Annotated in this window: 9 protein-coding genes; 1 reads left to right on the top strand and 8 read right to left on the bottom strand. The window is 36.8% G+C overall.

What is annotated here, in order from left to right; translation table 11 throughout:
• Nucleotides 1-14: 14 nt before the first annotated feature.
• Complete coding sequence (locus tag LrDSM24759_RS05655; protein WP_117118524.1) at nucleotides 15-2,714, top strand: YSIRK-type signal peptide-containing protein; 2,700 nt, start codon at nucleotides 15-17, stop codon at nucleotides 2,712-2,714.
• 120 nt (nucleotides 2,715-2,834) lie between these two features.
• On the opposite strand, the gene LrDSM24759_RS05650 is transcribed toward LrDSM24759_RS05655, so the two are convergent.
• The 8 genes from LrDSM24759_RS05650 to LrDSM24759_RS05615 all read right to left on the bottom strand — a co-directional run.
• Complete coding sequence (locus LrDSM24759_RS05650) at nucleotides 2,835-3,749, bottom strand: prolyl aminopeptidase (RefSeq protein WP_117118523.1); 915 nt, start codon at nucleotides 3,747-3,749, stop codon at nucleotides 2,835-2,837.
• Nucleotides 3,750-3,779: 30 nt separating this feature from the next.
• A complete protein-coding gene (gene ubiE, locus LrDSM24759_RS05645; RefSeq protein WP_117118522.1) occupies nucleotides 3,780-4,493 on the bottom strand; it encodes a bifunctional demethylmenaquinone methyltransferase/2-methoxy-6-polyprenyl-1,4-benzoquinol methylase UbiE in 714 nt (237 codons plus the stop codon).
• Nucleotides 4,494-4,726: 233 nt separating this feature from the next.
• The gene (gene brnQ, locus LrDSM24759_RS05640) at nucleotides 4,727-6,088 is read right to left on the bottom strand and encodes a branched-chain amino acid transport system II carrier protein (RefSeq protein WP_117118521.1); all 1,362 of its coding nucleotides are present in this window, start codon (nucleotides 6,086-6,088) and stop codon (nucleotides 4,727-4,729) included.
• Nucleotides 6,089-6,232: 144 nt separating this feature from the next.
• Nucleotides 6,233-8,413 carry a YSIRK-type signal peptide-containing protein gene (locus LrDSM24759_RS05635; RefSeq protein WP_117118520.1) on the bottom strand — a complete coding sequence of 727 codons (2,181 nt, stop codon included), beginning with the start codon at nucleotides 8,411-8,413 and terminating at the stop codon, nucleotides 6,233-6,235.
• Nucleotides 8,414-8,743: 330 nt separating this feature from the next.
• Complete coding sequence (locus tag LrDSM24759_RS05630; RefSeq protein WP_117118519.1) at nucleotides 8,744-11,002, bottom strand: YSIRK-type signal peptide-containing protein; 2,259 nt, start codon at nucleotides 11,000-11,002, stop codon at nucleotides 8,744-8,746.
• A gap of 361 nt (nucleotides 11,003-11,363) precedes the next feature.
• On the bottom strand, nucleotides 11,364-13,553 hold the full coding sequence (locus LrDSM24759_RS05625) for an LPXTG cell wall anchor domain-containing protein (protein ID WP_117118518.1): 2,190 nt from the start codon (nucleotides 13,551-13,553) through the stop codon (nucleotides 11,364-11,366).
• 391 nt (nucleotides 13,554-13,944) lie between these two features.
• A complete protein-coding gene (locus LrDSM24759_RS05620; RefSeq protein WP_117118517.1) occupies nucleotides 13,945-20,514 on the bottom strand; it encodes a Rib/alpha-like domain-containing protein in 6,570 nt (2,189 codons plus the stop codon).
• A gap of 483 nt (nucleotides 20,515-20,997) precedes the next feature.
• Nucleotides 20,998-21,306 (bottom strand): LPXTG cell wall anchor domain-containing protein (locus LrDSM24759_RS05615; RefSeq protein WP_133297793.1); only part of this gene is annotated, 309 nt, incomplete at its 5' end.

Genomic DNA, 21,306 nt, shown 5'->3' with positions numbered 1-21,306 from the left:
GGGGAGAGATTGTAATGCTATCAAAAAATAATATGTCTTCAAAATTAAAGAACGCAACTAATCAAAAACAAAGATTTTCAATTAGAAAATTATCAGTTGGTGCGGCCTCTGTTTTAATTGGTTTGACTTTCATGGGTGTTTCAAATAATAAAGTTGAAGCAGCTACTTCTGAGAAAGCTGCTGTAACAAGTACTAATACTACTCAACAAGACGAAGAAAAATCACCAACACCTGCAATACAAACCCATAAACCACAAGTTGCTTCTAACGCTTCTACAACACAATCTAATTCCGATTTGAATGCGGCACAAGTACCTAATACCCCATCAAACAAGGCGGTAGAAAATGCACCTGCAGTTAAAGGAGTTGGTGCCAATAGCCAAGGCGAACAAATCAGCAACATTCACAGCACCATCAGTATCACTGCTACTAACAAATACACTGATCAAACTTCATCTTCAAGTGCTAATACAGTACAAGTAAATGAACCTACTGCTGAAGATTTGGACATGGTGCTTACTCTAAATAATGATACTGACCAAGAACAACAGATTAATACTGCTTATCCAAATAATTCTTATGCTCTTCCTGCATGGAATGGAACAGGTGCCCAAATTGTAGTCGATCCTTCTAGAGTTAAAGTAGTTAATGGCGAAGTTACTTTTGGTGGTAATTACACTGATAGTAATGTTTCAATTGGTTCTTGGGACTATGCTACAAGTAACAGTACTTCAAGTGGTTTTAATGGTAGTCCTGAAACTAAAGCTATCATTGCTAAAAATCCCGAATTAATTGGTGGATTCTCAACTACAGGAACTCTTAAAGCAAAAGAAACTGTTACAATCATTGTGCCACTAAAAGTAGTTGATACTCAAAAACAAGTTATAGGACGCGTAGAAAGACAATTTGGGCAAGCTATTACTATTCAAGCAAGTCCTGAAAACTTCCGTGATGCAAATGATTACACTGATACTAATTTGACAGTTGATGGCTTAACTGATGGTAATATTTCCAACTTGGCTGAAAATAATGGTGAATTAACTGTTTCTGGTCAAATTACTAATAACGGTTTTATCTCTCATGATGAAAGTTTAGTTTTCAACCTATCAAGTGTTGGCAGCACTGATAACCATAAGGTACAAACTGTTTTAGACCATGATAAAGCAATCAACTTAGATTGGAATAATGCCTCAAACGATAATATTTCTTATTACGTTAACGGTACTTATAAGACTGCCGCTCAAATGACAGATTCTGATTGGAATCATGTAACCCAAATCAAGGTTAATGCATCCCTTCAATCAGGACAAACTGGTAAAGTAACTATTCCAGTAAAACTTAGCAACTTAGACCAAATTGAAACCGACTTGCAAAACGTAAGCGATATGGGGCCATCTAACAATCGTTTAAATACTATTTCTTTATCTGCAACATCAGACAATAGTGGTCTTAAAGTTACTAACGGTGCAGTTAGTTATTATTCTGAATTACCAGCTTATGCTGCAATGAAAGCCATTGAAGATGAAATTAATGGTAAAGGTTCAATTACTCCAAAGTACTTAGTAATTGATAAGGATGGTAATTTTAATTACGTACCAATTTCTGATATTTCAATTCCACAATTGGGCAAAGACGACTTCACTTATGTAAATATTGGTCACAAAGATCCAAGTAGTACTTTATTTACTGATGGTTATTACACTATTAAACTAGATAAAATTTTTAACGCTGCTAAAGATAAGGGCTTTTCTGTAAATATTACTAACAACGACGGTCAAGAAGCTACTTGGCCAACATATTATTACCAAGCATTTAGTGCTAATAAGGCTGATAAAATCGATCTTTATACACAACTCCAACAAATTTTTAATACTAAAGACTTAACTTTAATGGCTGGAGATAGCTGGAATTCTAATGATAGTCTCATTTCAGCTAATGTTAATTTCTATACTTTAAACTTCTCAGATTACTTTGGCACTGCATACGATGGTAATAAAGATCTTAAGGCTACTGGTGATTATACTTATGACTTATATGATGCAAAGGGCAATCAAATTGATAAAGATGTTCCCGTAGGTCAAAATGTACCAACTTTAGCAATGGGAACTTATAAAGTCGTTTACCATTATCAAATTAATAAAGATGAGGTCGTTTCAAAAACTGCCACAATTATTGTAAATGGTAATACTTCAGGTGATCCTTTAATTCAACCTGATAAACCTGAATTCCAAGGTGGCGTTGCCGGTACTCCTTTGGCCCAACCTGATAAGCCTGAATTCAAAGGTGGAGTTGCTGGCATTCCTTTGACTCAACCTGATCTTCCAAAATATACTGGTCCTATCTCTAATCCTGGTGATTCTGAAACTCAACCAGAAAGTCCAGTCGCTCCTCTTCCACAAGAACCGGAAGCTCCAACTGATAACAATAATGTTCCAAGTGAACCAGCTACTAATGAAGATACAGTTGCGCCTCACCCAACTAAGAATACAGATACCCAAGAAAGTGCAGTGAAGACTAGCCCTGAAGTAACTGCTCCAGTACATGCAACTAAGCTTGCTATAACAAGTCATCATGCACAAGTAACAAACAATAACCAAAAGAAAGAAAATACTTTACCACAAACCGGTGAACACAAGAATAATTTAGCAATTGCTGGCCTCTTAGCAATTGGCTTAGGTATCTTAGGTTTGGCTGTTAGAAGACGTAAGAATTAATCAATTTTATCTTCTAATAACAATAATTTAAGTTAAGACATCTACACTAATGTGTAGATGTCTTTTTTTGTACAAAAAAAGACGTAGGCTTAAAGCCTACTTCTTAAATAATATCTTTACTTATTCACCTTTAAAGCTACCGTCTTCCACGCTACGGATGAAGTCAGCCAAGTGCTTGTAATAAACATCTGGATTATCAACCATGTGGTGGTGACCACCATCAGGCGTAGTCACTAAGCGAGAATTAGGGATTTCTTTTTGCATAGTTTTTGCAGTTTCAATTGGCATTGTTTCATTTTCACCAAAAGTAAGCAAGGTTGGTACCTTGATATTCTTCAATTGGTCACGGAAATGCCAGTCTTTTAACTTACCAGTAATGACAAATTCATTGTCACCTTGGAAGGCATTATATACTGCACTACCACCAAGATCCTTTAAGTGATAAAGCTTAGAAGGTTGCTTACGATCAACAAAGTTAATATTTAAAATTTGTACATCATCTTGGTAGCGTTGGTTGTCGTAATCGCCTTTTGCTTCACATTCATGCATAAAGTCGATTTCGGTTTGAGGAAGTACTTCTTGTCTTCTTCTATTTACAGCATCAACGTATTCATCAATTTCATCAACCATTGAAGAAATAATTGCTCCCTTCAAGTGTTGACCATATTTGACAGCATATTCTTGTACTAGGAGTCCACCCCAACTTTGACCAATTAGATAAAAGTTGTCGATACCTAACTTTTCACGGACTTCATCAACTTCATCTAAAAAGTATTCATAAGTTAAATACTTCTTAGCAATTTCTGGATCAGAATAGTCTGGTTGATCAGAATATAGCGAACCAAGTTGATCATACATGGTTACTTGGACATTCAAGCCCTGCTTCTTTAATTGTTCTGCTGTGTCTTCCCAATATTCGTGGTTACCACCAGGACCACCATGAAGCGCTAGCAGATGAATATCACCTTCACCTTGAGTATTAGTCCATAAATGATAACCGTTGTCTAAGGTAATAATTTTTGTGCCTGTTTGCATAAAAAGCCTCTCTTTCACAATTATTATCTATTATAACTTAGTTCCGATATGAATCGCACCAGCACCAAGATTTAGCTTAGTAACTTGAACGTCCTTAAAACCAGCAGCTTCAAACATTTCTTTTAATTTCTGAGCTGAAACAAATTTTTTACTACTATTGGCTAAGTAATCATATTCTTTTGATGTTGCATAAAAAATACGCGCAAATTGAGGAAAAATCTTAAAGTAAGTTTCCCAGCCCACCTTAACAACTGGATTGGTAGGTTGTGACATATCAACTGATCCAAACTTACCACCAGGCTTTAAAACTCGATAGGCTTCTCTAATAACCTTATTAGCATCAGGGACATTTCTTAAACCAAAACCAATCGTAACTTGATCAAAACTATTATCTGGGAAAGGCAAATCCATCGCATCCCCTTGATGAAGCTGAATTTCTTTTTCTACATCATTAGCGCGGATTTTCTTTTCGGCCAAAGACATCATTTTTTCATTAAAATCGAGTCCCTTAACATTACCACTAGGACCGACCGTCTTCGCATCCGCAATTGCCATATCCCCAGTTCCCGTACATAAATCTAATACAAAATCTCCTGGGTTGATATCAAATTCTTTATAAAATTTTTTACGCCATAATCTTTGTGTTCCCAAACTCACAATATCATTCATTTGATCATAATGATCAGCAATTCGATCAAACATATCATGTACTTCTTGTTCAGGCACCTTATTAGTTAAAGTCATTTCTCATCACATTTTCTATAAACAAAAAAGACACGATTCAAAATGAACCATGCCCTTATCGATTAAGCACCTAGAAAGTTAACTATTCAAGAAAGATAGTTAAACAATCTCCCCTTGCGACTCCGTAATAATAAGCAAATAAGAACGGGGCCGCAAGGTGTGCTCTATTTATGACTAATTATTATACATCTATTATAACTTAATTATCATTATTAGTAAAATGTTTTTATTAATTAGATAATTTCTTTTTTACGTCGATATAGATGGACAATGATTCCTAGCAAAATTCCCACTAGGGCTGGTACTAACCATGCTAATCCAATATTAGCTAAAGGTAAAATATGACGTCTTAAGGTAATTACCTCTTTAACAAAGCTAGTACTTGCTAAAGGTTCAGGCAAATTACTAATTAAATCAAAAATTGCTGGAATCAAGGTTAGGATCATCGAAATTTTAAAGACTACATGATCACGTTTAAACAAAGGAGAACAAACCGAAAGGACAATTAGCACAATGGTTAGTGGATATAAAAACATTAAGACGGGTAATGACCAAACAATAATTTTTTCTAAACCGAGGTTAGCCAATATTGCTGACACAATGCAGGCTATGGCTAACCAGCCATGGTATGACAATTTTGGAAAATGATTATGGAAATCTTCCGCAAAGGCTGCTGCTAAACCAACAGAGGTTGTTAAACAGGTTAGGATAATCAGGACAGCCAATACAGTTTGACCGAAAATGCCACCATAGTAATTAACAATTTGAGTAAATGCTACACCACCATCAGCCGACACTTTTAAATGTCCTAATGACATAGCACCCAAAACAATTAAGCACACATAGATAATACCAATCCCAATCATTGCCAAAAGGCCTGACTTAGCCAAAATTGAAGAAACTTGGTCAGTATTCTTGGTCATAGTTTTAATAGCTGTGACAATCGCAATTCCAAAAACTAGTCCAGCGATAGCATCTAAGGTATTGTAACCTTCTAAAAAGCCATTAATAAAACCAGCATGAAGATAAGCTGTTGTAGGCTTGATAGTTGCCGGATTACCCATGGGATGCAAAAAGCCAACTAAAAAGATTAAAAATAATAGGACTAAAAAAATTGGATTCAAAACTTTCCCTAGTTTAGATAAAATATCGCTCTGATTGTAACTAACCCAAAAAACTAAGGCAAAGAAAATTAAAGAAAAGAGTAGTAACCCTAATTGCTGAAATTTAGCCGGTAATAAAGGTGCAATCCCAATTGTATAAGGGACTGTAGCAGTACGTGGAGTGGCAAATAAAGGTCCAATGGTTAACTGGACTACCACCATAAAAATCAGCGCCCAGGTACGTCCTAAAGGCCTTCCTAAGCCATATACTCCTGAACTATGCGTAATTGAAACAGCAAGTAATGATAATAAAGGTAGTAATACTCCGGTTACCAAAAATCCAGCTGCCGCAACCATCCAGTTTCTCCCTGCTAATTGACCCAGATGAAGTGGAAAAATCAAGTTACCTGCTCCAAAAAACAGAGCAAAGATCATCGAAGCAACTACAAGATATTGTTTCCAAGTAAAGTTCTTTGCAGATGTTTTTTTCATTTTTCTCTCCTTTAAACTTAATAATCGTTAATATTTTATCAAAAATACTTTCTTAGGGATAGAGGGAAAAGGATTTACGAGACATGAAATCATGAAGACAATAAAAAAGAGATAGTAAACTATCTCTTTTTTACTAATTAATTTTTAGTTCTTACGTTTTCTATCAATTGCTAAACCTACAACAGCTGCAACACCGACCATCATTAAACCAAGGACACCAGCAGCAGTTGTCTTAGCGCCAGTTTGTGGTAAAGTTGCTTCATGTTTAGCTTCACGCTTGTTACTATCTACATTAACTTCATTCTTAGCAGCTACAGTAGTATCTGCTTGTGCAACATAGTTACTTAGATCTTCTGAAACTTCATTATTATGAACTGGTGCAGTAGTATCATCTTCAACAACATTATTATCAACAACTTCGGTTTCTACGGCATCAGTAGCATGTGGAGCTACAGTAGCTGGTGCTTCAGCAGGTGTTTCTGGAGTAACAACTGGTTCACTATCTGTATCAGAAGTTTGGTTATCTAGGTTATATTCAGGGAGTGCTGGAACAGTGATAGCATCACCGTTAGTTGAAAGCTTACCAGTGTATGCTGGTAAAGCAGCTTCGGTTAATGGTTCACCGGCAATTCCTACTCGTGCTTCTGGCAAAGCTTTTTGAGTTAATGATTCACCTGGAACACCTACCTTTGCTTCTGGTAAGGCTTCTTGAGTCAATGGTTCACCAGCAATTCCTACTTGTGCTTCTGGCAAAGCTTTTTGAGTTAATGGTTCACCTGGTACGCTCACTTTTGCTACTGGTAAGGCATCTTCAGTTAAAGCATCACCTGGAACACCTACTTGTGCTTCTGGTAAGGCTTCTTGGGTTAATGGCATACCAGCAACTCCACCTTCAAATGGTTTGTCAGCTGGACGAGTTTCTGGAATTCCTGCTACTGCGCCAGTGTATGCTGGTAAGGCTGGTGTATCAACAACTTCACCATTTTCTGAAACTTTTTCATATTCAACATAGAAGTAAACATTAATTGGCGTAGTAGTATTGTATGCTGGAATTTCATATGGATTTTCTGTTATCTTATCGTACAAATCATCGTATAAAGCATCTGCTTCTGCTTCATTATCCTCATCTTCTGGACTTGCTGAATTTGTAGTTACATCAGAAATATATGCACGGTAACCTGGAATACTTGGTAAAGTATTGTGCCATGAACCATTTTCTGCATAAACAAAATCTGGTTTTGATAATGCATCGTTTAAATCTAATGCAGCATGGTCTACTGGTTTCCATGTGTAAGTACCATCTGCTGATTTCTCACCTGACATGTCATTAGCATCAGTATTAATTGCACCATAGTAATAATCTTCGTCTGAATCTGTTGAAGTTGGTAAAGTTACATTTAATCTTTCTCTGGTTTCTGCCTTTACTGGAGTAGCTGGAATCTTTTCATATTCAACATCATATCTAACATCATAAGGTACTGTGGTTGTATATTCTGGTAGTTCATATGGATTTGCTTCCATCTTGTCGTGTAATTCATCTTGCAAGGCATTTTCCTGATCCCAGTTACTTTCTTCAACTTTTCCTTTAAGAGAATCAGGAATTGTAGTATCTCCAACTTGTACGTCTACTAATTTTGCTCGGTAGCCTGGTACATTAGGAATCTTATCATGAGCATTTCCTGTCGCATTATTTGTAAACTCTGTATTTGCTAAAACATCATCTAAACTGACTGCTCTATGAGTAGTTGTTTTCCATGTATAGTTACCATTTGCTGATTCTACAGCAGTTGATTCTCTATCTGGTACATCAACATTTTGATTCCAGTAGTAATCATCATCTGGATCTTCTACGTTTGGTAAAGTTACATTAATTGTTACTTTTGATTCTACTTTCTTACCTATTACTTTATCTGCATCAGATTGTAATTGACTTAAATCATCATTAATGTTAGTTTGTTGTGCTTGAGCTGGCTTGTTGTCTGATGAAGTTGCAGGTTGTTGAGCATCCTTATTTGCAGGAGTTTGGTTCTTATCACCAAATTGTTTATTAGCGTCACCTAAAAGCTTGCTAAGGTCTAGGCCTATATCATCGCTTAAACTAAGTGAACTATTTAGACTTTCGCTAGGTGCTTGTACTTGTTTTAATGAATTAACGTCTACTGTAGTAGTATCTGCTGCGTGAACAGTTTGAGTTCCACTAACACCCATAAAGAATGCTCCAATAAGTACGGAAGCAGTTCCTACAGTAAATTTTCTAATTGAAAAACGATTATTCTTTTCTTCTAATCTTCTGTTTTGTTCTTGCTTATTATTTTTTGATAACATAATTTATTCTCTTTTCTGTACTCGGCTTAATCAATTTACATATTATATAATAGCTGTTATTTTAATTAAGACAATTCTTATTTTTAGATAATTAATATTTTATGAATTATAAAACCATTTCATTGTTAATATATTAGGAGCTAAGACAATTCAAAAAAATTTTAAAAAATTTATCTTTTTATCTCCAAAATCGTTGTTTTTTATTTTATTTGTTGTTTCTTATTTTGTTTTTATTTAAGCGATTTTCATTCATGTTATTTTTACCAACAAAAAACACATTCTGACTTATTCGGAATGTGTTTTCATCTATTAAGACTAATATTTAAATTATTAATTCTTACGCTTCTTAGTTACAGCTAAGCCTAAGATTGCGCCTACTGTCACAAGCATTACACCGAGCATACCAGCAATACCAGCTTTAGCACCAGTTTGTGGTAAAGTGTTTGCTTTCTTTTCATCATTGTGAGCAACTGCTGCTGCATGAACCGGTGCAGTTACTCCGTTATCAGTATTATCAGCTTTCACAGTTTCAGTGGCATGTACAACTGGAGTTTCAACACTGTTATCACCATTATCTGGGTTGTCAGTTGGGTGAGGTGCTACTGTACCTTCATTAGTATCAACTGGTTGACCTGGAACATTATTATTATCACTTGGAGTAGTTGGAGTTTCAGGTTCTTCTGGAAGTGGAGCTACTGGTAAGTCTGGTTGAGTTTCTGGAATACCAGGAACGCCACCTTCAAATGGTGGTAAATCTGGTTGAATTAATGGATCACCAGTTGTACTACTCTTAGTTGGAACATAGGTTACTTGGAAGCCAACTGAGAATGGGTAATTAGTACTGTAGGCCGGAATTTCATATGGATTTGCGGCAACCTTTTTATCTAATTCTGCTAATAATGCGGCTGCCTTTGGATCATTTGTAGTTCCACCTAATACTTGAACCCCCGTAATTGTAGCAGTATAACCATCTACTGTTGGAAGTGTTTGCTTATAACCAGTCTTGTTGTAAGTAAAGCCTTGATCAGCAAGTACAGAGTCTAATGATTGAGCATTGTAAGAAACTGAATTCCAAGTTTCTGTACCATCAGATGATTTTTCACCAGTCATGTTTTGGTAATTAATATCCTTCCAGTAGTATGATGAATCATCTGGCATGTGAACAGTGATTTCTTGGTAAACCTTATCAGAAACAGGAGTTGTAGTTGGTACTGCTTCATAAGTTACATGGAAAATAACACTAACTGGGTAGTTAGTAGTGTAGGCTGGGATTTCGTATGGATTGGCAGCAATCTTTTTATCTAATTCTGCAAGTAAATCTACGCCTGGTTTACTCCCTGCTTCTAAGCCCTTACCATCTGCAGTGATAACTGTAGTAATCTTAGGAACGTAACCATCTACCTTTGGAAGACTGTAGTTACGCAAACCAGTATCAGCAAAAGTAAAGTCCTTACCAGCCAAGACTGAGTCTAATGATTGAGCATCAAAACTAATTGGATTCCAAGTATAATCACCAGCAGTTTCTTTACCGTTCATTTCTTGTTGAGTAATAGTCTTGTAGTAGTAATCATTAGATCCTTCTTTTGAATCTGGCATATGAACGTCAATTTCTTCACGAACCGTATCACTAACATCTTGAGTTGGAGCTGGAGTTACACGTACAGGAATAACAACTGGTTGCTTATTACCTGTTGGATAAACAATTTCAGCTTGACCCATAGTTACACCAGCTACAGTAGTATCAGGTAAGATAGTCCAGTGAGCTGATTGTGGATCCCATTGATTAGCAACTGGAGAAATGTTAGTTACTGCATCATTAATACTAATTGAACTTGCATCACTATCTTGAGCAACTGTGACAGTTTGAACAGTAGAACCAGTAACATTTAAGAAATTACCACTTACAGTAGTGGTTGATCCATCTGGGAAAGTAACTAAAATAGAAACCTTATGTTGACCTGGTTCCATAAGCATCTTAGATAAGTCACTTTGACTTGTAATCCAAGTGTACTTAGTGCCCTTTGGCATTTTATCTGCATTTCCAATGTATGCCTTTGGGTCGCTATAAGCTTGAGCGGTTGGAACATAAGGATTTCCATCTTTTCCTGATTGGCTTTGAGCAGGGTTTGGCTTTGAATTTTGTGCAACTCCGGCATTATAGAGATTAGCCATCTCATTTAATTCAGCATCACTAGCATTGTTTAAAGCAGTGTTATCTGCATTTGCTGGTTTACCAGGATTCTTGGCTGCTTGGTCAAATTCACTTTGAACTGTTTGAGTATCAGCTTTAACTTGTTTAGTAGCAGCTGCTGGAGTCTTTTCAGTTGCTAATACAGCAGCTTTATTATCTGAAGCGACTGATTGATCTGCTTTCTTAGCAGCATCACTGGCCTCAGTTGAAGCTTTAGCAGTTTGTTCAGTAGCTGAAGTTACTTCAGCAGCATGTGCAGTTTGAGTTCCACTTACACCTACGAAGAAAGCACCAATAAGTACAGAAGCTGCACCTACAGTGAACTTTCTAATAGAAAAGCGATTATTCTTTTCTTCTAATTTTCTTTCTCGTTCTTGTCTATTATTTTTTGAAAACATAATCATAACTCTTTTCTTTACTCATCCATCCGTTTTTACACGAAAAATGATAACTGTTGTTTTTTTATTTTTCAAATAATAGATCAAATAATTTACTAGTAAATTAGCGCGCGTAGCTTTTTTTCTTACTCGCTGTTGCATTAGCGCGATTAAATTTCTTTAATAAAAATTTGTCAATTTCTGCAAAAAAACGCTATTTTTGCTTTAAATAACAACGTTTGCAAGCTTAATTTATAATCATACTATTTTTTGTTATTTATTATTTTTTACCTATTAATATATCTTTAAGGTCACCAAAAAACACACTCCTATTATCTCGGAGTGTGTTTTAGGTAAAATCTTTTAATTTTAAGACTAATTATTAGTTCTTACGCTTCTTGGTTGCAGCTAAGCCGAAGATTGCGCCTACACTAGCAAGCATTAAACCAAGTACACCAGCTGGAGTAGCTTTTGCACCAGTTTGTGGTAAAGTGTTTGCCTTCTTTTCATCATTGTGAGCAACTGCTGCTGCGTGAACTGGAGCAGTTACGCCGTTATCAGTATTATCAGCCTTTACAGCTTCAGTTGCATGTACAACTGGAGTTTCAACACTGTTATCACCATTATCTGGATTGTCAGTTGGGTGAGGTGCTACTGTACCTTCATTTGTATCAACTGGTTGGCCTGGAACATTGTTGTTGTCAGTTGGAGTAGTTGGAGTTTCAGGTTCTTCTGGAAGTGGTGCTACTGGTAAGTCTGGTTGAGTTTCTGGAATACCTGAAACACCACCATTAAATGCTGGTTTGTCGTCTTGAGTTAATGGAGTTCCTGAGACGCCACCGTTAAATGCTGGTTTGTCGTCTTGAGTTAATGGAATTCCTGCGACACCACCGTTAAACGCTGGTTTGTCGTCTTGAGTTAATGGAATTCCTGCGACACCACCGTTAAACGCTGGTTTGTCGTCTTGAGTTAATGGAATTCCTGCAACACCACCGTTAAATGCTGGTTTGTCATCTTGAGTTAATGGAGTGCCTGAAACACCACCTTCATATGCTGGTTTGTCGTCTTGAGTTAATGGAGTTCCACTTGTGCTATTTGCTTCATAAACCACATCAAATCCAACTCGTAATGGTGTAGATAAACCAGCTGGAATAGTATAAGCTGGGACTTCGTATGGATTTTCTGCAATTTTTGCATCTAATTCATCTAATAATCCGGATACAGTAGGGTTGTCACTTGGAGCATTAACCAAATATGCTTTAACTATTTTAGGTGTATAGCCCTTCATAGTTGGAAGTGCATTATTATCTGATGCAGTATTAGCGGAAATAAAATCATTACCTGCTAAAAGTGAACTTAAAGAATGTGCTTGGTAAGAACTTGAATTCCAGCTCTCTTTACCATTTGCGTCTTTCTCACCTGTCAATGTTACAGTATCAAAATGCTTATAGTATTGAACATCTCTTTCATTTGGTAAATAAACATCTAATTCTTGGAAGGTATCTTGTTTTAATGGAGTATTTGTACGTTCGTAAATAATATGGAAGCTTACATTTAATGGATAGTCAACAGTATATGCTGGAATTTGATATGGATTTGCTTCAATCTCATTTTGTAACTCCAACAATAATTTAGAAGATGCCGCTTTATCTGCATCCCTGTCATCTGGACTTACAACAACACTATCAATTTTTGCCTTATATCCATCTAATGTAGGAAGAGAGTTTACTGATTTTCCTGTTCCACTATTTATAAAGTTGTTACCAGCTAAGACTGAGCTTAATGATTGTTCATCAAAAGAAATTGGATCCCAAGTATAATTTCCCTCACTATCCTTTTTACCACTCATTTCGTTTTTATTAGTAAATTTGTAAAAACGATCTTGTGAATTAGGCATGTTAACGCTAAATTCTTGATAAACAAGTTCTGAAACATTACTTGTTTCCTTATCAACTGGCTTTTCAGATGGAGCCTTTGTATAAGTAACGTTTTCAGGGGTCTGCTCTGTATTGTCATCGTTATAAGTTGTTGTTACTGTTGGTGCAGCCGGTTTCGTAGTTTCAGTAGTATCATTATCACTGGTCCCCCAATTTACACGACCTGGTTGTGGAGGATTTGGATTAGTAATACCTTGTACTGGGTTAGGAGCCACTTTTTCATGTTCTGGTTCTGGCTTTGATTCTGGTTGGTATTTAGTATAGGTTACTCCACTTGCATCTTTTGTTTCATCTGAAGCTGGAGTTGATTGATTTGCTGGAGTTGTATTTTCATCACCACCATAATAGACCGTGTTTACCCCAGATGGAAGATCTGGAAAACTAATACCTGTTGGTTGTTTACTAGGATCTACTGGTTGATGATGTGGTTCTGGCTTTTGTTCTGGTTGGTATTTAGTATACGTTACTCCACTTGCATCTGTTGTATCAGCATGAACAGTATGACCACTAAATCCTAAAAATGTTAAACCAATTAATACTGAAGCAGCACCAACGGTTAACTTACGAATTGAAAAGTGTTCATTCTTTTGTTCCATTTTACGTAAACGTTCTTGAAAATTATTTTTTGATAACATCCTTAAATCCCTCTTTTTAAATATAAGTTTTATCTACATCTAATTTACATAAATTATAATAACTGTTGTTTTTTTATTTTTCAAATATTATTTTATGATTAGTTATTATTTATAATAATATTTCTTTTTCCTTCCTACTCTCTCTTGCTATTAGAGAAAATAAAAAAAATTCAAAAAAATTTTTATTTTTTATTATTTTTACCTATTTTCCCCTCAAATCGCGATATTTATAAACGTTATTTTTTAACGCGTTGTTTTTTGTTATTTTAATTAAAATATCTTAGAGACACAAAAAAGCACCTCGATTTTTCATCGAAGTGCTTTTTCTCTAAGCTAAAAACTAATTACTTATTAGAGGATTAAAGAATAGATTTATTAGATGTTATCAAAATTAGTTTTTACGCTTCTTGTCAGCTGCTAAGCCTAAGATTGCACCTACACTAGCAATCATTAAGCCAAGTAAGCCAGCCATGTTAGCTTCTGCACCAGTTTGTGGTAAAGTCTTAGCGGTCTTGTCGCCGTTACCATTGTTGTTGTAGAAGCTTGCGTGGTTACCATTACCACCGTTGTTAGTTACTGCTGCATGAACTGGTGCAGTTTCACCATTACCATTGCCACCATTGTTAGTGTCAACATCATCGTTGTCACCTGCGTGGACTGGAGCTGGTTCATGAACAGTGATAGTAGTAGTTACGATATCTGTTGAACCATCTGGGTAAACAACAGTGATAGATACTTCTCTAGTACCTGGAGTGTTTACATCTGGTTCACCATTAGTCCATTCGTAGTGCGTACCTGATGGTAAGTCACCTGGGTTCTTAATACCATCTTCTGGATCTGGCATTACACCCTTATCAGTATCAATTGGTTTTGGTTCTGGAGTGTACTTATCTGCATCAGTTGGTTGAGTTGGAGTTACAGGAGTACCTGCAGTGTTATCAGTTACGATTACAGTTACTGGTACTTCTGTCTTATGACCATCTGGGTAAGTTACTACAACTACTGCTGGATGACTACCAATAGTGTTTACTTCTGGAGTATCCTTCCAAGTGTACTTAGTGCCAGCTGGCATGTCTTGTGGGTTCTTAATACCCTTTTCAGGATCTGGTACAACACCTTGTGGAGTGTTTACATCTTGTCCTTCTGGAGTTGGAACAATTACATTAACAGGAACTTCATCTTGTGAACCATCTGGGTAAGTTACGATAACTACTGCTGGGTTGCTACCTGGAGTAGTTACATCTGGAGTACCCTTCCAGCTGTACTTAGTACCATCTGGTAAATCACCCTTGTTCTTAATACCATCTTCTGCAGGAGGTACGATACCTTCCTTAGTAGGAACATCTTGTCCTTCTGGAGTGTATTTATCAGCATCAGTTGGGTTGTTAGTGTAAGTTACAGTTACATCTGCAGGTTTGCTTGATGCATTTACCTTAAGTGCTGGAACTTCAGTAGCTGCTTTACCATCAACTAATGAAGTGTAACCATCGATTTGTTTTACAGGAACTGCTGGTAAAGTAGTTTCAGTAGCGTTAGTTAACTTGTTAGTATCAGTGTTGTAAACAGTGTATGCGCTGTAAGTAGTTACAGCCTTACCATTTTCAGCCTTAACAGTCTTAGTACGTGCAAAGGTTACAGTTTGAACAGTAGTCTTAGGTTCAGCACCTGGGGCAGTTACTGTAATATTTCTAGTTACTGTAGTGAATAAGTCTTTTTGATCTTTATCAGTTGGGTCAGTTGGGTATTCAGTACCAGTAACGATTAATGGAGTATCAACAATTTGAGTCTTACCATCTGGGTAAGTTACAGTGATACTTACTTGTTTTTCACCAATGGTATTTACATCAGGTTCACCGTTAGTCCAAGTGTACTTAGTATTAGGATCTAATTCATCCTTGTTACCAATACCATCTGCTGGGTTTGGCATCTTACCTTGTTCAGTAACGATTGGAGTACCTGTTGCGTTTTCACTGTAAGTTGGAGTTTGCTTAGTGTAAGTTACAGTTACAGTTGTTGACTTAGTTTCTGGAGTTACATCGTTTACAGCTGGTACTTCTGTTGCTGCTTTACCATCAACATATGAAGTGTAGCCATCTACTTGTGGTACATCTACTTCTGCAAAGCTACCAGTAGTCTTGCCAGTTTGCTTACCATTTTCAAAGACTTGGTATTCACCGTAAGTAGTATCACCATTCTTATCAACAGTCTTAGTACGTGCAAAGATTACTTCTTCTGGTTGATCTGAAACCTTCTTACCATCTGGAGTAGTTCCGTCGATAGTTCTAGTTACGGTCTTGAATAAATCAGATTGACTTGGATCATTAGGGTTAGTTGGAATTTCAGTTCCAGTAACGATTAATGGGGTATCAACGTTTTGAGTTTTACCATCTGGGTAGTGAACTGTAATAGTTACAGTTGATACACCGATCTTGCTTACATCTGGTTCACCATTAGTCCAAGTGTACTTAGTATTAGGATCTAATTCATCCTTGTTACCAATACCATCTGCTGGGTTTGGTTCTACACCTTGTTCAGTAACAATTGGAGTACCAGTAGCATTTTCACTGTAAGTTGGAGTGTCGTTAGGATCAATTACATTAATTGCACCTGCTGGTAATTCAACGTTCAAGTAAGTTGCTTGACCATTTGCAGCCTTATCACTAAATGTGATTTTAACAGTACCTTGAGTATCACCCTTCTTAAGTGGAGTTGCCCAAGTGTATGATACAGGCTTGTTAGCAGTTAACTTATCTAAGTTAGTAGTGTTAATTAAAGCAGCTACTTGATCAGGAGTTAATTCATTTACACCTTCAGTTACGTCAACTGGCTTAGCTGGGTTCTTAGCATCTGCACCTTGTACAGTTACACCATCACCATACCATTTAGCAGTTTGACTACCACCATTTACAGCTGAGAAGATACCGTTACCAGTATCCTTAATTAATTGACTGTTTGCACCGTAAGTAATCTTGATTGCTGGGTTTATATCAGAAACAGTTGAAGTATTAGAACCTGGAAGAATTTCATCCATAGTAGCCTTATCTACGTTAGTGTTGATTGGGTTAATCCATTCAACAGTTACGTCATTAAGGTTACCAGTACCATTAGCCTTGTCGTAAATTACAGTACCATCTAAGTTCTTACCGGCACGAACATCATTGTTGTTCCACCAAGTAATCTTAGTAATTGCATCTTTGGCATCTGGATTCATACTGTTAGCAGTAGTTTCGTGAAGGTTATCTAAATTAGTGTCAACACTTACACTGTAATCAGTACCGATGAATGTGTTTGAACCAACAGCGATTGGTGCATCAATATTATCTTGTGAACCATCTGGGTAAGTTACTGTTACTGGTACAAATACAGGACCTTCTGGAGTGTTTGAACTAGTAGTTATAGTTACGTTACCAGTAGATGGATCAATAGTTGCAGTCATACCTTCTGGGTAAGTAGGATTACCTGAGATTTCGTACTTAGTACCTTCTGGAGCAGTTACGCCTTCACCATATGTTGGTTCACCAGTTTGAGCAGTACCACCTTGGTTTACGTTTACTGGGTTGTATTGTGGGTTGTACTTATCTGCATCAGTTGATGGAGTAGTTACGTAGCTAGCTGGAACCTTAACATCTAAGTAAGTGTTTTGGCCCTTGGCATCTTTATCGTTGAAAGTAATACGTACTACAGCGTTATCCTTATCAACACTTTGTAAAGTTGCGTGATTAATTTCGCTTGCTGGAACAAAGCTGTTTACTAATGCCTTAAATTGATCATCAGTTAATTGAGTACCAGCAGTAGCTTTAACTGGAGTAGCTGGAGCAGTTTCTTGGGCTACAGCACCTGGTGCATCAATGTTCAAGTCTGAAGTAGTCTTGTAATTGTCACCTTCTACTACAACTTGGTCGGCAAATGGTTGTGAATCCTTATCAAAGGTTACGTTTACGCTGCCTTTAATAGTTTCACCCTTAGTAGCTTCTGATACAACAGTTGAGGGTTCCTTATCCCATGAAATGGTGATACCCTTACTATCTTTAGCGATAGAAGTTGGAGTAGTGCTAATAGTGTTAACAGTATCCATTTGGTATTCATCAATTGACTTAACTGCTGCGTCTGCCTTTAAGTCCATGTTGTTGTCTGAAGTTTCGTGTGCCTTAAGTGCGCTTGGATCAGTAGTAATTACGATTGCACCGTTAAGGTTACCTTCTGGGTCCTTTGGCCATACAACAGTTTCATTACCATCAGTTACAAATACTGGGGCTAAAACAGTTTGAGTAGAAGTTTCACCACTGTTAGTTTGATCAGTGTAAGTTACTTGTACAGGAACGTTGTACATACCAACCTTACTGTTATCTGCAGTTGGTGTAAGAGTTAATTCACCAGTGTTTTCATCAACGCTTACCCATGCTGGAGTATCATCAGTCTTGGCATAAGTAGTCTTGATTTGATCTTGTTGTGGAGAATCACTTGGTGTATTAAAGACAGTTGGTTTTACAGTCTTAGTAGTACCTTGTTGTACATCAGTAGGTGCGTAGATTGATTGTGAAATTGCAGCCTTGTTACCAAATGAAATTCTTTGTGGAGTCCAGAAGTTAAAGTTGTTTAAGAAGTTGTTTAATTGTACTTCTTGAGCAACAGTACCTTGTGGATCGTTAACTACTTGACCATCGCTGTTACGAGTGTAAACAACTTGACCGGTCTTATCCATAGTAAGAGTTACAGCACCATTTGAATCAAGGAACTTAAGTGTATGATCATCTTTTGAACCCTTAAGAGTGTCGTAACCTAAGATAGCACTCATACCCTTGGCATCATGAGCAGTTAAGTTTTGAATGCGCCAAGTGTTTGATGGGTTATCAGTGTAGTTACCAGTATCCCATTGTGATAATGGAGTACCACCTGGAGTTACACCGTTTAATTGGATCATATTACCAGCATTCTTGGAGTCATTGTTACCTTCAAGACGAATTAAAGTACCAGTTTGTTGACCAGTTCTTTGTAAGTTTACGTATGCTGGCTTAGTGAAGCTTAAAACGTCATTTGAGCTAACACCGTACATGTTGATTAAACCGGCAAATGGAGTGTTGGTCATAATCTTACCAGTGTATAAAGCTGGGCTTACGAAAGAAGCTTGATCTTGAAGATCTAAAGTAGCACCTTCACCAACATTCATGGTGTATTTAACTGGGTTATTACCATAAGTACCAAAGACAATTAATGGAGCCCATACCTTACCATCAGCCTTGTTAGTTGCTGGAACATCCTTACGAACAATCTTCAAAGTACCATTGTCAATTAAGCTACTGTCATGAGCTTGAATGTCAGAACTTTGAATACCACCAACGTTTAAGGCAATAACACCAGCGTGGAAGCCGTTGAAGACTGAAGCAGCACCAACAATACTGTTTTCAAAACCATCATGTTCGTTATCTTGTTGAGTAAGAATGTTAACATTACCAGTCTTATTAATAGTTAAGTTACGAGCCATGATAGCTGATGAGTGACCACTACCTAAAGTTTCATTTAAGTTACCATCGATAGTTAAAGTACCATCAGTCCAATCAGAAGCGTTGGCAACACCCATACCACGAGTTACGATACCACGAAGGTCGTATTGGTTTGGAATAGCTGAGTTAATAAGTTTTCCGTCTTGATCCTTAGTGTTAGCGTTAATAGTTAAAGTTGAACCTTCAGCTACATGTAATGAATCATAAGCAGTCTTAGGATCTGAGAAGTCAGCTGCGTTATGTGGAGTAACCAAAATAACGTTCATACCTTCACCATCAATTACACCACCACCAGTTTTATCTGGAGATGCAGCATTAATGATAGTAGTACCATTTAATACTTGAACTGAGTTTGCATCAATTCCGGCATGCTTGTTAATGATACTTTGTAAAGTAACCTTGTTATCACCGCTAAATTGAACATTAACATTAGCAGAATCAATTAATGAACCATTCTTAATGTTTGCAGTAACGTTGTTAAATTTAACAAGGTCATACTTTTGGTTGTCATATGCATCACCCTTAGGTGCATTGTTAGTGTTACCACTAAAACCAAATGGGTTAGTATTGTTGGCGTTAACAGTCAAATCATTGTAAGTAACGTTCCAAGGAGTAGCCATAGCACGGTTACCGTTGGTATGGATAAGACCTACCTTATTTTCCCAACTATTATCAAAGTACCAATCACCAAAGTTAATAGCGTGACCGTTACCGTTAACAGTTACTTTACGTGAAATACTGTTACCAGTGAATTCCAACTTGTGTTTTGCGACTACTGGATTAGGTTTCTTAGTAACGTTTGAAGAATCATCAACATTGATATCGCCTTGTAAGTCAATTTGGGTAACAGTTGAGTTATTCCAAGCATTAGCAAATTGATCCCAGTCAGTTACGGCTACTTTAACGCCTTGAGTTTCATCTAAAGCTGCCCAAGTACCCTTTGAGTTCTTACCAGTGATAACGCCGTTAGCGTTTGAAGTAATAACGTTGTCATCTTTAGCTGCTGATGAAGCAGTTGCTTTTGCATCTTCACTCTTTGCGGCTGAGCTTGCCTTTTCACTAGTTGCGGAACTTGCGGCACTTGAGGAAGCACTTGAAGCTACCTTTTCGCTAGCTGATGAAGCAGCTGAACTTGCAGCGCTTGATACAGCAGCACTTGCTTTTTCAGTTGCAGGTTGTGCAGCTGAGCTTGCTGATGATGATGCAACATCTGAAGCATTCTTAATGTCCAAGTTAGATTGGCTATCTACTGAAGCAACCTTTGCATCAGTAGTTTCTTTAACATCATTGTTAGCCTTAACGTCGTCAGTTGCAGCGTGTGCAGTGTGTGCGTTAAATCCTAAAAATGATAATCCGATTAATACTGAAGCAGCACCAACGGATAACTTACGAATTGAGAAACGTTCAGTTTTTTGTTCCATCTTGCGTAAGCGTTCTTTATAGTTACGTTTTGATAACATCCTATCTTTTCTCCTTTTTTACTTAAATCAATTTACAGTTGAATATAATAACTGTTGTTTTTTTATATTTCAAACATTTTTAGTCCATATATTAAATATTATTGAATTATAAGTCTTATTTTTACCGTAAGGACGGTATTCGTAATCCATAAAAAATTTTTTATTTTTTTATAAATATTGGCAAATTTAGGGTGATTTTTGTTCTTTTTGAGTGTTGTTTATTGTTATTTTATTTTTAGTAGTTAATTATGTTATTTTAAACAAAAACTTATTTTGTCACTTATAAAAGCTGATAAAATCACATTTTCTTTGAGTTATTTCAAATTTATTATTTATTTTTTAAATATAGGATGAAAGAATATATTTAACTTATTAGATTACACAAAAAAGCACCCCAATTTTCATTGGAGTGCTTTTTAAGTAAGCGCAAAACTAATTATTTATCAAAGGATTAAAGAATGTAAATTATTAGATGCTATCAAATTAGTTTTTACGCTTCTTGTCAGCTGCAAGGCCGAAGATTGCGCCAACACTAGCAATCATTAAGCCAAGCAAGCCCACCATGTTAGCATGGGCACCAGTTTGTGGTAAAGTCTTTCGACCATCATTGCCATTACTGTTGCCATAGAAGCTTGCATGGTTAACATTGTCACCATTATTATTTACTCCTGCATGAACTGGAGCAGTTTCACCGTTATCTTCAGCAGTACGAGCTGGTGTAGTTTCATCATCAGTAGGCGTTACAGTTGGATGTGGTGCTACAGTTTCATCATCAGTATCAGTTGGCGTACC

It is taken from the genome of Lactobacillus rodentium (genome assembly GCF_003423665.1).
GTDB classification, from domain to species: domain Bacteria; phylum Bacillota; class Bacilli; order Lactobacillales; family Lactobacillaceae; genus Lactobacillus; species Lactobacillus rodentium.
This window is presented reverse-complemented; position numbering and strand designations above follow the sequence as displayed.

Bases quoted from the DNA above. Each gene is read 5' to 3' on its own strand.
- LrDSM24759_RS05655 (WP_117118524.1), top strand. From the start codon at position 15: ATGCTATCAAAAAATAATATGTCTTCAAAATTAAAGAACGCAACTAAT.
- LrDSM24759_RS05650 (WP_117118523.1), bottom strand. From the start codon at position 3,749: ATGCAAACAGGCACAAAAATTATTACCTTAGACAACGGTTATCATTTA.
- ubiE (WP_117118522.1), bottom strand. From the start codon at position 4,493: ATGACTTTAACTAATAAGGTGCCTGAACAAGAAGTACATGATATGTTT.
- brnQ (WP_117118521.1), bottom strand. From the start codon at position 6,088: ATGAAAAAAACATCTGCAAAGAACTTTACTTGGAAACAATATCTTGTA.
- LrDSM24759_RS05635 (WP_117118520.1), bottom strand. From the start codon at position 8,413: ATGTTATCAAAAAATAATAAGCAAGAACAAAACAGAAGATTAGAAGAA.
- LrDSM24759_RS05630 (WP_117118519.1), bottom strand. From the start codon at position 11,002: ATGTTTTCAAAAAATAATAGACAAGAACGAGAAAGAAAATTAGAAGAA.
- LrDSM24759_RS05625 (WP_117118518.1), bottom strand. From the start codon at position 13,553: ATGTTATCAAAAAATAATTTTCAAGAACGTTTACGTAAAATGGAACAA.
- LrDSM24759_RS05620 (WP_117118517.1), bottom strand. From the start codon at position 20,514: ATGTTATCAAAACGTAACTATAAAGAACGCTTACGCAAGATGGAACAA.